The sequence below is a fragment of the Maribacter sp. genome (assembly GCF_049667165.1).
Lineage (GTDB): Bacteria > Bacteroidota > Bacteroidia > Flavobacteriales > Flavobacteriaceae > Maribacter_A.
Genome location: NZ_JBATHS010000047.1, coordinates 63,883 through 77,081, shown reverse-complemented (window position 1 = coordinate 77,081; position 13,199 = coordinate 63,883). Strand labels below are relative to the sequence as shown.

Here is a 13,199-nt window from a genome sequence, read left to right as displayed (position 1 = left end):
CTTAAGGATTCATTCCCCCAAATTTCGGTATGTCCGATACCTCCACCAACGGACATAAGTGAAATATCGGTTTTTTCCTGTTCGGCTACATCGGTGGTATTCAGTAGTAAGACACTTGATAGGGCCTGACCGTATTCTGCGGAATATCCCCCGGTACTAAAAGTGATTCCTTTAAAAAGAAAAGGGGAAAACCTACCCCTAGTAGGAATATTATTGACTGTGGCATTAAAGGGTTGAAATACCCTAAGGCCATCAATAAAAACCTGGGTCTCCCCTGCGGTTCCTCCCCGAACAAAAAGCCTACCATCGCCGCTAACGGTCGAGGTTCCCGGTAAGGTTTGCAACGCTGCTACAAAATCCCCTGCAGCGCCTGCAGTGGTAACGATATCCAATGGTTTCAATACGGATACTTTGGAATTATCCCCTGCCGAGAAAGAACCGGCCGTCAGGGTAACCCCCTTAAGCTGATTGATGGTTTCCCTCATTTTTATGACCATATTTTTCAACATTGAAACATCCCCAACCTCATAATGGGTTTCATAGGCAATCATTGAAACCACTAACGTTTGTGTCCCCTTTTCCCCTGTTTCAAAGGAGAAATATCCTTGCGCATCACTTGTGGCGCCATCGTAGGTGCCCTCCAGATATACATTGGCCCCGATTATTGGATTGTTTTTTTCATCCGTGACCGTACCGGAAATGTTCGTTTGTGCAAAAAGTGCTGTAGTGAATAGGCACGTAAGCGATAATAATGTTGATTTAAGCATGACCTTTCGTTTTTTGATAGTACAAAAATGTCATACCCCGGAAGAAGGTACCAATACTATGTTCCCAATTGTAGTTTTTAGAGGCCGAACTGTGGCACGGATTTGTTTAGTGGAACGAAATGTACTTCATCCTTCGGCTAAAGGCCGGTGAAGTGTGATTCTGAAATTTTAGTGAAAGGTGCGGGAGTTGAGAATGAAGTGATTGACTGCAAAAAAAGCATGTTTGCCTAACCCTTGGAAACCGTAGCCTCTGGCCAGAATATAGGTATCTTATCACAAGAAAAAACGATAATCACCCAAAGGACTAAAGGGCTGATGGCGCTTAATTCGAAGTAAGAAATAAAAATCTCGAATTTGTGATTTTTAAGGACCTATCAGCATTGTAAAATATAAAAGGCGGTCTAGAAAGTCATACGAAGGTATTTACACGGTGCGATGCAATCCATAGGTACTTGATACAAAGGGAATGGATCACTTTGTTTCGTTCGTATGAACGTACGTTACCATTGTTCTAGATCGCCGCTTCGTTATGAAATTATAACGTGGATTTTAAATTTCCTCGGCCAACCAAGCTTTCATCATCCAAACCGTCTTTTCTTGCTCGGTAATGAAATCACTCATCATGGAATTTGTACCTTCATCATCGGCCTCATCCGAAGTTTTTAAAATGTCCCTTTCAATAAGTAATAATTGGGTCAATGACTCAACAATCAACCGAATGGCTTCCTCATCTTTTGTAATATTCTTTCCTACAGGTACCTTCGCGTTCGCTATATAATCCTCAAATGTGTGTAAAGGCACCCCGCCCAGCGTAAGAATACGTTCAGCGATCTCATCAACCTTGATATTGGCATCGGTGTACAACTCCTCGAATTTAACATGAAGGTCAAAAAAACGTTTGCCCTTGATATTCCAATGTATTCCCCTTAAATTTTGGTAGTATCGTTGAAAATTGGCTAGTAAATCGTTTAAATCGTCGCTTAGGGCCAACGATTTTTTGGCACTCAAGCCTATGCTATTATATGACATGGTATTACTTTTAAGTTGCTATAAAATTAAGGAATATTAAGGCTTTCAAGGTTAGTTTTAATCGTTTGTTTTTATAATTTTATAGACTGAAATTATAATCCATGACCATAACCCAGTTACATTATGTGTTGGCTGTTGCCGAATACAAGAACTTCACTTTGGCCGCGCAAAAAAGCTTTGTTACACAACCTACATTGAGCATGCAGGTACAAAAACTTGAGGATGAATTGGACATCTTGATTTTTGACCGTACCAAAAAACCGATAGCCATTACCGAAGTCGGAAGGAAAATTGTGGAACAAGCTAAGAATATTGTCAACGAGGCAGAAAGGATAAAGGATATCGTGGATCAGGAAAAAGGCTTCATTGGAGGAGACTATACCCTGGGAATCATCCCCACCATCATGCCCACGCTCCTGCCGATGTTCTTGAGAACATTCATCAGGAAATATCCCAAAGTAAATCTGATCATAAAGGAACAAAGTACCGAAAATCTTATTCGTAATTTACAGGATGGGCATTTAGATGCTGGTATAGCCGCCACTCCCTTGGAAATTGAATTCATAAAAGAACGTCCGCTGTATTATGAACCTTTTGTCGGTTATGTTCCTGCCAACCATAGGCTGTCAGGAGCGTCACATCTAGACCCTTCTGATTTGAACATCTCCGACATCCTACTATTAAAGGATGGGCATTGTTTTAGGGATGGCGTGATCAACATATGCAATTCAACGAAAAATTATGATGATGAACATTTTCAACTACAAAGCGGTAGTTTTGAGACTTTGGTGAATTTATCGAATGAAGGACTGGGCATGACCCTTTTGCCTTATCTGAATACACTTGAACTGGATGAATCGAAAAAGAAGTATTTAAAACACTTCAACCCTCCTTCTCCGGCACGTGAAGTAAGTTTAATCTATCATAAGAGCGAATTGAAAATACAGATTACCGAAGCATTGAAAGATGTGATTTCTAGCATTGTGAGGGGTGCCATCGCCTTTCAGGACGTGAAGATCATAAGTCCGATTGGCAAACAACGCTCAATTTAAGCGTTTAAATCGATATGAGCATTCCTCGATGCATCCGACAAATCCTAAAATCAGTTTGTTTTTGTCGAAGGATATAAGGTAGATGGGTTCATTTACCTCAGTGTTGCACGTAAACTTTAAATACAGTCTTTCCTCTGATACCGCAAAGGTACCCGAAACCATTGATTTACATCCCTCCCATTTTGAGAGTTCGAAGGTGCCATCGGCCCTAAAATCGTAGATTTGTCCATTTTCGATCAAAGTCCAATCCACCATACCCCCCGGACTGATTTTAGTAGCATCCAATTGCCATTGCCCTATAATTTCATGATCGATTTCGTTACTTTTCAAATCGTCATCGCTGCATCCAAAAAAAAATAGGAATAACAATGGGACAATATTCTTCATTTACATCTACTAACGGATTAGGCGCCGCATATCGGATGATATACGGAAAAATTTAAACTATGGTTTATGAAACCAAAAAAAACCACTCTTTCGAGTGGTTTGGAATTATGCTTTTAAATAAATAAGACTTTCTTGTAATTGCGGCTTATCGTTTACAAACTGTAACACCCACTGCTTCAGTTCTTCTATTTCGGCCGGCAGTAGTCTTTGCACCGCCTTTTTCAACTCTTTACAAAAGAGTTTCGTGTCAAAACTAACTTTTTTAAGCACAGTTTTAGTGTACTCAAGCATAGCTCTAGCCATATTCCAAAATGTTTAATTAGTTGTTGTCTTTCAAAGTTAACTATAAATGCATAAATATTATTGCCCATGCTTCGTTAAAAAATCAATAATTTCTTGTTAAAATAGCAACCTAAGAAAGAAATTGGTAATTTTCACGTTGAACATATGGAAAAAATCGTTATTTTACTTTTATTAACTGTCTTACTTACAGGGTGTTCAAGTACTAAAAGGCGTCTTGCCAAAAAAATCGATGCCCATATCAAAACGGTTGAGAACAATCATCAGTTTACCGGTTTCTTATTGATCAATGCGGCCACCCAAGATACCTTGTACAGCTGCAATAGCACGAAATATTTTACACCAGCCAGCAACACCAAGATTTATACCCTTTTTACTGCTTTACGGCTATTGCCCGACCACATACCTACATTAAAGTATGTCATTTCAAATGACACCCTTTACATTCAAGGGACCGGAGACCCTTCTGCGTTACATCCCTACCTAAAGGATAGTACCGCACTCCATTTTTTGAAAGACTATACCAACATTGCCCTGTATTCCAACAATTTTAGGGATGAAAAATTTGGTCCGGGATGGGCTTGGGACGATTACCAATACTACTACTCCCCTGAGCGAAGCGGTTTTCCTCTTTATGGGAACGTCGTGACCATTGAAAACAGTGATACCTTGAACATACAACCTGACTATTTCAAGGACAGTATTCTACCCATTTCGTATGCCTTGAATCGCGATCGAAAAAAGAATTATTTCTATTTTGATACTTCAAAAAAAGACACCATAGTAATTCCGTTTATCGTAGACAGTAGTCTAACCAGAAAATTATTGGAAAAATCCCTCCAAATAAAAATATATAGTACCGATAAAATGCCCGTTGACAATATGAAGGTCTTATATGGGATGCCTGCGGATACCGTCTACAAAAGAATGATGCAAGTAAGTGATAATTTTCTGGCCGAACAGTTATTGGTTTTGGCTTCCGCTACGCTATCGGATACGTTAAGTAGCGAAAGGGCACGACAATTCGTACTTGAAAACCACTTGTCCGATGTAAGACAGCCGCCGAGGTGGGTAGATGGTTCTGGATTATCCCGTTACAATTTGTTTACCCCAGAGTCGATCGTACATGTTTTGCAAAAGCTCTATCTTGAAATACCGCAAGAAAGATTGCTTCAATTTTTTCCTGCTGGGGGTGAATCAGGTACTTTGGAAGACTGGTATCCCGGAAATCCTGCACCCTATCTGTACGCAAAGACCGGAAGCCTTAGCAACAATCACTGCCTAAGTGGTTATCTTATTACCAAATCGGGAAAAACATTGATATTCAGTTTCATGAACAACCACTTTATGGAACATCCCAACGAAGTAAAAAAGCGGATGCAGACAATTTTCGAGAAGATACGGGATAACTACTAAAAGGGTTGAGTAAGATCAAAACGTCATATCAATCCTCGCAAAACAAAAGTAATACAGACCAATGATGCGGCCAAATTCCCCTCCTATCAGGCTTGGGCAGGAAAATCGATTTATTTCGGTTCGGACCTTCGCAAAATCAGGTTAAAATCTTCCCATTTTTTTAACCGCCATTTCATTTTTTAAATATTAATCATTAAGTTTATACCAATCTTACATGATAATTATTCTCATATAGTAATAATTGATGGATATACAGGAAATTGCAACGAAGCTATCGGAAAAAGGGCTGCGCGTGACTCCACAGCGGATTGCTATTTTAGGTGCCATAATTAAGTTGGATAATCACCCCACTGCTGACAATATTATTGAATATATCAAGAAAAACCATCCCAATATTTCTGTAGGAACGGTGTATAAGGTGTTGGATTCCTTTGTTGAAAACAGCTTGTTGAAAAAGGTGAAAACCGAAAGTGGCATTATGCGTTATGATCCCTTACTGGCCAATCACCATCATCTATACTGCCAGGAGACCGACAGAATCGAGGATTTTAAAGACGAAAAACTAGATGAACTCATCAACGAATACTTCTATAAAAAGGGAATTAAAAATTTTAAGATTCAAGATATTAAACTACAAATAACAGGTACATTTAAAAATTAAAATTATGGATAAGAACACTTCCAACGGTGCAGAATTTTCTAAAGTCAATGATAGCTCTCGTGGAAAATGCCCGGTAATGCATGGTGGAAATACCACTTCAGGGTCGACAGTTATGAATTGGTGGCCCAATGCGCTAAATCTGGATATTTTACATCAGCACGACACCAAAACCAACCCACTGGGTGAAGATTTTGACTATCTCAAAGAACTAAAAAAACTCGATGTTGACGGTTTGAAGAAAGACTTGAATGCCTTGATGACCGATAGCCAGGAGTGGTGGCCTGCCGACTGGGGCCATTACGGTGGATTGATGATACGGATGGCATGGCATGCAGCCGGGACCTATAGAATTTCAGATGGTCGTGGTGGTGGCGGAACTGGGAACCAACGTTTTGCCCCGTTGAACTCATGGCCAGACAATGTTAGCCTCGATAAAGCCAGACGCTTGTTATGGCCCATCAAGAAAAAGTACGGTAACAAGGTCAGCTGGGCTGATTTGATCATTTTGGCAGGTACCATTGCCTATGAGAACATGGGCTTGAAAACCTATGGATTTGCCTTTGGACGTGAGGATATATGGCATCCGGAAAAAGATATTTATTGGGGTGCTGAAAAAGAATGGCTGGCACCTAGTGACGAGCGCTACGAAAATATGGAAGATCCATCGACCATGGAAAATCCATTGGCGGCAGTACAAATGGGCTTAATTTACGTGAACCCAGAAGGTGTCAATGGCAAACCAGATCCAATGAAGACAGCAGCCCAAGTGCGGGAAACGTTTGCACGAATGGCGATGAATGATGAAGAAACAGTGGCCTTGACCGCAGGGGGACATACCGTAGGGAAAACCCATGGGAATGGTGATGCAAGCATCCTAGGTCCTGAACCAGAAGCAGCACCGGTAGAAGCGCAGGGCTTTGGTTGGGACAACCCTCACGAGACAGGTAAGGGCCGGTATGCGGTTACAAGCGGTCTGGAAGGCGCATGGACCAAACATCCGACAAAATGGGACAATGGCTTTTTCGATATGCTATTTAACCATGAATGGGAATTACAAAAAAGTCCGGCAGGTGCTTGGCAATGGGAACCGGTGACGATCAAAGATGAAGACAGACCGGTTGATGTTGAAGATCCTTCGATCCGACACAACCCCATGATGACCGATGCCGATATGGCAATGAAGGTTGATCCCATATATAAGGAAATATCATTGAAGTTCAAGGACGACCAAGACTATTTTTCCGATACTTTTGCGCGCGCTTGGTTTAAATTAACGCATCGCGACATGGGACCAAAATCATGCTACCATGGACCGGATGTACCACAAGAGGATTTGATTTGGCAAGATCCAATTCCTGCAGGCCGTACCGATTATAATGTAGCTGCCGTAAAAGAAAGGATATCGAAATCAGGGCTTTCCAATGCAGAGATGATCGCCACAGCTTGGGATAGCGCAAGAACTTTCCGCGGATCAGATCGGCGTGGTGGCGCCAATGGGGCGCGCATTCGACTAGCCCCTCAAAAAGATTGGGAAGGAAACGAACCTAAGCGTTTGGCCAAAGTACTATCAATGCTAGAGCCGATAGCCACTGAATTCGGTATTAGTGTTGCCGATACCATTGTCCTGGCGGGAAATCTAGGTATTGAACAGGCAGCCAAAGCTGCGGGTGTGAATCTTACAGTACCTTTTGCACCGGGTCGCGGGGATGCTACAGCTGAAATGACCGACGCTGACTCTTTTGCCCCACTTGAACCTTTAGCCGACGGCTATCGTAATTGGATGAAAAAAGAGTATGTGGTAAGTCCAGAGGAATTGATGCTCGACCGAACACAACTTATGGGGTTAACTGCCTCGGAAATGACTGTTCTTGTCGGTGGTATGCGGGTTTTGGACACGAACTATGGCGGCACCAAACACGGCGTTTTTACTGAAAAGGTGGGCACGTTGAGCAATGACTTTTTCGTCAACTTAACCGATATGGCAAACACGTGGAAACCGATTAGCAAAAGCTTATATGAAATTCGTGATCGGAAAACGAACGAACTAAAATGGACAGCCACGCGAATGGATCTTGTATTTGGATCAAATTCGATTCTACGATCGTATGCCGAAGTCTATGCACAGGATGATAACAAAGAAAAATTTATCCATGATTTTGTGAAAACATGGGAGAAAGTAATGAATGCGGATAGATTTGACTTGAAATAAGGTTATTACCTAAGACATCAGGCCCCACTTTTCATATAAGTACATCGTATGAAAATGTGGGGCTTGTATTTTTAATAACGTTTTGAGGGTGATGTGAAAACCTGTAATTACACACCCTATTCCTTGCGTAAGACATTACGAGGGGAAGAAGAAAGCCGTTTATTCAGCACCAGTCACTACTATGCCAATAAATTATTTAACTGTGCATACTGCAACAGCAATATGGTCTTGGCATCTTTTATTTCGCCTGCAGCAACCATCTTCAGAGCCGTCGCAAAGGAAAGTTCAAGCACCTCGATATTTTCCGTCTCATCCTCAGCACCACCACCCTCTCCAATTTTCATAGTGTCTTCATAGGCGGCCACAAAGAGATAAAGTATTTCGGTAACCGATCCGGGAGACATATAGGTCTCACATACCTTTTTAACGTCATCAACCATGTAACCCGTTTCTTCCTCTACTTCCTTTTTAATACAAGCCTCAGGATGGTCCCCATCCAATAGGCCGGCACATGCCTCGATCATCATTCCGTCCTCATTGCCATTAATATAGGTGGGCATCCGAAACTGACGGGTTAAGACCACGGTTTTTTTCTTTTTATTATATAACAATATGGCCGCCCCATTACCCCTATCATAAGCTTCCCGAACTTGGGTTTCCCAGCTCCCATCCTCTTTTTGATAATCAAAGGTAATTCTATTCAAGGTATACCAGTTGTCTGATAATAGTTCTGTTTTAATATTCCTTATATGTCCTTTTTTCAAGATAAATCGAATTTTAATTGCTATTCATTTTAAGATCAGTTCAAATGATAAAGGTATCTTAGCGAACATAAGCTCCCAATGATACCCAATAAGTACATGCCTTTCAAGACCATAATGGATACACCCCCTTTTAATTTGGGATTACAGAGACCGAATATAGAATTTCTTGACTATATCGGCAATGTATAGGATGAAGATCTGTCATTAAAAATGAAAATTATATACTACTTTTAGGGGACGCATCGCTCTGCGATTTAAAAACCCTTATAACGCTTATTTCAATAGATAAAATCCAACTAAATTACTAAAGACGTGAAAATATCCAACGTATTCCTACTACTATCATTAGTGCTCGTATTCAGTTGTAAACCCCAGAATAATAAAGGGAAGGTCAACAATGAGCTTCCCCGAATCGCCATTGCCGGTTTGGGTATTGAATCGAGTACCTTCTCCCCTGCCCAAACCGATGAAGAAGCCTTTCATGCTAGGATTAGTGACTCGATTTTCGGGCGTTATCCGTTTTTTGACGAAGGGACCGAAATTCGCAAAAGGGCCGATTGGGTACCCACCCTATTGGGCAAAGCCCTGCCAGGCGGTATCGTGACGAGGGAGGCTTATGAGAGTATGGTCGCCAAAACCTTGAAAATGCTCAAGGAAAACGGACCCTATGACGGTTTGTTCTTCGATATTCATGGGGCAATGAGTGTTGTGGGATTGGAAGATGCCGAAGGCGATCTCATTACACGTATTCGAGAGGTGATAGGTCCTGACGTTTTGATTTCCACATCGATGGACTTACATGGAAATGTTTCCGAAACCTTGGCCGAACATAGCGATTTAATCACTTGTTATCGCATGGCACCCCATGAAGACGCTTTGGAATCAAAGGCACGGGCAATCACCAATTTATTAGACCGCTTGGAAAATGGGAAAGGAAAACCCAAGTACAAGGCTTGGATACCCGTTCCGATCCTACTGCCTGGTGAAAAAACCAGTACCCGCATTGAACCTGGCAAAAGTCTATATGCCCAAATACCTTCTATAGAGAAGCAAGAAGGCGTTATCGATGCTGCTATTTGGATCGGTTATGCATGGGCCGATGAACCCAGAAACCACGCCGTGGTCATGGTAACCGGTGACGACAAGGCCCAAGTGACTTCCGGTGCGGAAAAATTGGCCAAGGCGTTTTGGGAGGTTCGCAATGCCTTTGAGTTTGTGGCCCCCGTAGCCACGCTGGAAGAAAGTTTGGCGAAAGCGCTTTCCAGCAAATCAAAGCCATTTATCATAAGTGATATGGGTGATAACCCTACTGCTGGAGGAGCTGGGGATGTTACATGGACACTCCGCGAGCTTTTATCGCGTCCGGAGTTCAAATCAGAAAACGGTCCTCCAGTGATCTACGCCTCAATTCCCGGCCCTGAATTGATAGATGAAGCCTTAAAAGTCGGTGTAGGCGGTAAAGTTTCCGCGATGGCTGGGGCCATGGTTGATGATCGTTTCGCCCCTCCCCTACAACTTACAGGCCAGGTAATGGCCATTAAGGAAGGTGATCGCGATGCCGAAGTTGAAGTTGTTATCAAAATTGGAAGCATACAGGTAATTGTTACAAGAAAGAGAAAACCCTATCACTATAAGGCCGATTTTACCAATTTGAATTTGAATCCTGAAAAAACGGATATTGTCGTGGTTAAAATCGGATATCTCGTACCCGAACTCTACGAAATGCGCGGGGATTGGATCATGGCCATGACCCCAGGTGGCGTGGATCAGGATCTGGAGCGGTTGGGATACAAACATATCAATCGCCCGATGTTCCCTTTGGATAAGGATATGGCTACCCCGGATTTAAGTGCACGATTACTTCGGGCATCCGATGAAATCAAGTAGTAAAAAAGTAGCCGTTTAAAAGGTCTATAAATACCCTATCTGTCACATCGAGCGGAGTCGAGATATATTTAAAGAGCGGTTTAATTTTCTCGACTGCGCTTGAAATAACGGTAGAATTGACCTTTTAATCGGCCACGCTCCTTATATCGCTTATCTATATCAACCAAGAAAACAGAAAAAACACTGGTTTACAATGGATTAAAATCGGTTGTCACCCCCTACAATATCACCCAGAGTACCCAAAATACTACCTTCGCCTTTATCCTTTCCTCCTCGAGGTATCGATGCCAATACCCTTCCGGCCAACCTGCTAAAAGGCAAGGACTGTATGTAAACCGTTCCTGGGCCTCGCAAGGTTGCAAAGAACAGACCTTCACCACCAAAGACCGTATTTTTAATACCCCCAACAAACTCAATATCATAATCGACATCTTTGGTAAAACCTACAATACAACCCGTATCGACCTTAAGGACTTCCCCAGGGGCCAAAACTTTTTTGGCCAAAGTTCCCCCGGCGTGTACGAAGGCCAAGCCGTCACCTTCCAACTTCTGCATGATAAAACCTTCGCCACCAAACAATCCCCTGCCTAATTTCTTGGAAAACTCGATCCCTACGGAAACCCCTTTGGCCGCACAGAGGAAGGCATCTTTCTGACAAATGAATTTCCCTTCCTTTTCAGAAAGATCAATGGGTAGGATCTTCCCGGGATAAGGCGACGCAAAGCTCACCTGCTTCTTGCCTTGGCCTATATTCATGAAGGCGGTCATAAAAAGGCCCTCCCCTGTCAAGATACGCTTCCCGGCGGAGAATATCTTGTCCAATACGCTATTGTCTTTATTGGACCCATCCCCAAAAATGGTATCCATTTTAATATCGGCATCCATCATCATAAAACTGCCGGCTTCGGCAACCACAGCTTCTTGTGGGTCAAGTTCAATTTCAACATATTGCATTTCTTCCCCGTAAATCTGATAGTCTATTTCGTGTGCGTTCATTGTTTTGAGTTTATAAGTTTATTGTTTAAAGGTTTATGTGTTAAAAATTTATGAAGCTTTTTCATTGATTAGTTGCATTACACCAGGATTTGTTACAACCTAAAATAAACTCCTAAACTTATAAACCCATAAACTATTTTTTAACTTTTACCGTCCACTCAAATTTAAAAGTCGAGACCACTACACCATCCTCATTTACGCCTACCGATTTCATCCATATCGTTTGCCCTTCCCCAGTTTCAATTGTTTTGTCAATAGCACTTTTTATTAAATGACCATCTTCACAAGTGAAGGTTATCTTACCCGTTGCTTTTTTCGAAAAATTAGCCGTATTGTTCAAGACGAGCATTGAGATGTTCTTACCGCTGGCTTTGATTTGATCAATGACCATGGTCCCCGTACTGAACTCTGCAGCCATACCCTGAACGGCCCAAAACATCGAGCGAAAAGGGTTCTGATTGAACCATTTATGACGAACGGTTACCATGGCTTTTTGCTGATCAATGTATCTTAAGCGCACCCCGCACCACCAAGCAGAAGGTAATTTAAAAAAAGTGAACGTATTGAATTTTGATACGGAAGTGCCCATGTTTATTATAATTTTCATTAAAAGTAATTAAAATAAATGAAGTCTTAATTGTTAATATTATGTTAAATATTAGTACTATGTGTTGCATAGTACCTTCTTTTAGATATATATTTGTATAAGAAATTAATAGGCCATGACAGACACCTTATCAAAACACGAGCGAAATCTATCCGCGATCATACACGCGTCGACCTTTAGTAAGTTCTTTATTCCGTTTGGTAATTTCATAATTCCGTTGGTTTTATGGACGGCCAATAAAAAAGAATATGAGTTTGTGGATTACAATGGAAAGCAAGCTTTGAACTTTCAGATCAGTATCCTTTTATATTCCATTATCCTAGGTGTGGTCAGCATTCCAATTTTCCTTGGGTTTATCCCTGAAATTTTTGAACACGGCCATTTTGGGCTGAACGGTCTGAATCGCTATAACAATTTTGATCTAGATTTTGATTTTGACGATCTTTCCTTTGGCTATTGGATTTTCCCCATAGGGATTGCCGGACTTTTACAAGGAGGACTCTTTATCATAAACGTAGTGTATACCATCTTAGCCGCCATTAGAACCAATGAGGGACAGACTTTTAGCTATCCCATCACTATAAAATTCATCAAATAAATAAACTAGTATGACCATGTATCACTTAAAAAGTAGCCGTTGTAATGGTATTTATCATACCAAGGGAGTTTAATCATCAATCAAGATCTGTACTGAACGGATTTCAAAACATCTTAATCACATGTTGCAAAATGAAAACGATCTGGGACAGAAAAAGCGAACAGTTAAATTAATAGAATCATGAAATTATGAATGTAGAAAACACAAAAGCACAAATGCGCAAGGGGGTTTTGGAATACTGCATACTATCCATTCTTAATGGAAAGGATAAATATGCTTCCGAAATTCTAAGCACCCTGAAAGACGCTAAGATGCTGGTCGTTGAGGGTACTATTTACCCGCTACTGACAAGGCTAAAGAATGCTGGCTTGCTCAATTATCGTTGGGAAGAGTCAACTTCCGGACCTCCAAGAAAATACTATACCTTGACCGAAACGGGAAAATTGTTCCTTAAGGAACTGGACACCACCTGGGACGAATTAAGAATGGCCACAAATGTGGTAACCAACAAAAAAAACAAATAATA

14 protein-coding genes are annotated in these 13,199 nt (G+C 41.5%); 7 read left to right on the top strand and 7 right to left on the bottom strand.

All coding sequences use genetic code 11. From position 1 onward, the window contains the following. Together WBM98_RS02695 and WBM98_RS02690 are read right to left on the bottom strand one after the other, a co-directional pair. A partial coding sequence (locus WBM98_RS02695; protein WP_424364480.1) for a carboxypeptidase-like regulatory domain-containing protein occupies window positions 1-767 on the bottom strand: 767 nt, incomplete at its 3' end. Window positions 768-1,316: 549 nt separating this feature from the next. Next, the gene (locus tag WBM98_RS02690; RefSeq protein WP_424364479.1) at window positions 1,317-1,796 is read right to left on the bottom strand and encodes a Dps family protein; all 480 of its coding nucleotides are present in this window, start codon (window positions 1,794-1,796) and stop codon (window positions 1,317-1,319) included. 101 nt (window positions 1,797-1,897) lie between these two features. Here WBM98_RS02690 and WBM98_RS02685 point away from each other — a divergent pair, with 101 nt between their 5' ends. Next, complete coding sequence (locus WBM98_RS02685; RefSeq protein ID WP_424364478.1) at window positions 1,898-2,848, top strand: LysR substrate-binding domain-containing protein; 951 nt, start codon at window positions 1,898-1,900, stop codon at window positions 2,846-2,848. Here WBM98_RS02685 and WBM98_RS02680 read toward each other — a convergent pair. Both WBM98_RS02680 and WBM98_RS02675 read right to left on the bottom strand, forming a co-directional pair. Further along, complete coding sequence (locus WBM98_RS02680) at window positions 2,840-3,235, bottom strand: lipocalin family protein (RefSeq protein ID WP_424364477.1); 396 nt, start codon at window positions 3,233-3,235, stop codon at window positions 2,840-2,842. The two genes, WBM98_RS02685 and WBM98_RS02680, sit on opposite strands and share 9 nt — an antisense overlap. A gap of 105 nt (window positions 3,236-3,340) precedes the next feature. Continuing rightward, window positions 3,341-3,538 carry a hypothetical protein gene (locus tag WBM98_RS02675; RefSeq protein ID WP_424364476.1) on the bottom strand — a complete coding sequence of 66 codons (198 nt, stop codon included), beginning with the start codon at window positions 3,536-3,538 and terminating at the stop codon, window positions 3,341-3,343. Between the two features lie 144 nt (window positions 3,539-3,682). Here WBM98_RS02675 and WBM98_RS02670 point away from each other — a divergent pair, with 144 nt between their 5' ends. The 3 genes from WBM98_RS02670 to katG all read left to right on the top strand — a co-directional run bounded on the left by WBM98_RS02670 (window position 3,683) and on the right by katG (window position 7,821). Then, window positions 3,683-4,951 carry a D-alanyl-D-alanine carboxypeptidase gene (locus WBM98_RS02670; RefSeq protein ID WP_424364475.1) on the top strand — a complete coding sequence of 423 codons (1,269 nt, stop codon included), beginning with the start codon at window positions 3,683-3,685 and terminating at the stop codon, window positions 4,949-4,951. A gap of 244 nt (window positions 4,952-5,195) precedes the next feature. After that, entirely contained in the window at window positions 5,196-5,612 is a 417-nt protein-coding gene (locus WBM98_RS02665) for a Fur family transcriptional regulator (protein ID WP_424364474.1), read from the top strand. A 4-nt stretch (window positions 5,613-5,616) separates the two neighbouring features. Then, window positions 5,617-7,821 (top strand): catalase/peroxidase HPI, encoded by a 2,205-nt coding sequence (gene katG, locus WBM98_RS02660; RefSeq protein WP_424364473.1) that lies wholly within the window; start codon window positions 5,617-5,619, stop codon window positions 7,819-7,821. 179 nt (window positions 7,822-8,000) lie between these two features. Here katG and nudK read toward each other — a convergent pair whose 3' ends face one another. Beyond that, window positions 8,001-8,585 carry a GDP-mannose pyrophosphatase NudK gene (nudK, locus tag WBM98_RS02655; protein ID WP_424364472.1) on the bottom strand — a complete coding sequence of 195 codons (585 nt, stop codon included), beginning with the start codon at window positions 8,583-8,585 and terminating at the stop codon, window positions 8,001-8,003. Window positions 8,586-8,897: 312 nt separating this feature from the next. On the opposite strand from nudK, the gene WBM98_RS02650 reads away from it, so the two are divergent. Next, window positions 8,898-10,472, top strand: a complete 1,575-nt coding sequence (locus tag WBM98_RS02650) for a M81 family metallopeptidase (RefSeq protein WP_424364471.1) — start codon at window positions 8,898-8,900, stop codon at window positions 10,470-10,472. A gap of 198 nt (window positions 10,473-10,670) precedes the next feature. Here WBM98_RS02650 and WBM98_RS02645 read toward each other — a convergent pair whose 3' ends face one another. After that, complete coding sequence (locus WBM98_RS02645; protein ID WP_424364470.1) at window positions 10,671-11,468, bottom strand: TIGR00266 family protein; 798 nt, start codon at window positions 11,466-11,468, stop codon at window positions 10,671-10,673. Window positions 11,469-11,601: 133 nt separating this feature from the next. Further along, window positions 11,602-12,057, bottom strand: coding sequence for a DUF4442 domain-containing protein (locus tag WBM98_RS02640; RefSeq protein ID WP_424364483.1), 456 nt, complete (start codon window positions 12,055-12,057; stop codon window positions 11,602-11,604). Between the two features lie 133 nt (window positions 12,058-12,190). Between WBM98_RS02640 and WBM98_RS02635 the strand changes: the two genes are divergently transcribed. Both WBM98_RS02635 and WBM98_RS02630 read left to right on the top strand, forming a co-directional pair. After that, the gene (locus WBM98_RS02635; protein WP_424364469.1) at window positions 12,191-12,673 is read left to right on the top strand and encodes a DUF4870 domain-containing protein; all 483 of its coding nucleotides are present in this window, start codon (window positions 12,191-12,193) and stop codon (window positions 12,671-12,673) included. Window positions 12,674-12,861: 188 nt separating this feature from the next. After that, complete coding sequence (locus tag WBM98_RS02630) at window positions 12,862-13,197, top strand: PadR family transcriptional regulator (protein WP_188312378.1); 336 nt, start codon at window positions 12,862-12,864, stop codon at window positions 13,195-13,197. The last annotated feature ends 2 nt before the right edge of the window (window positions 13,198-13,199 follow it).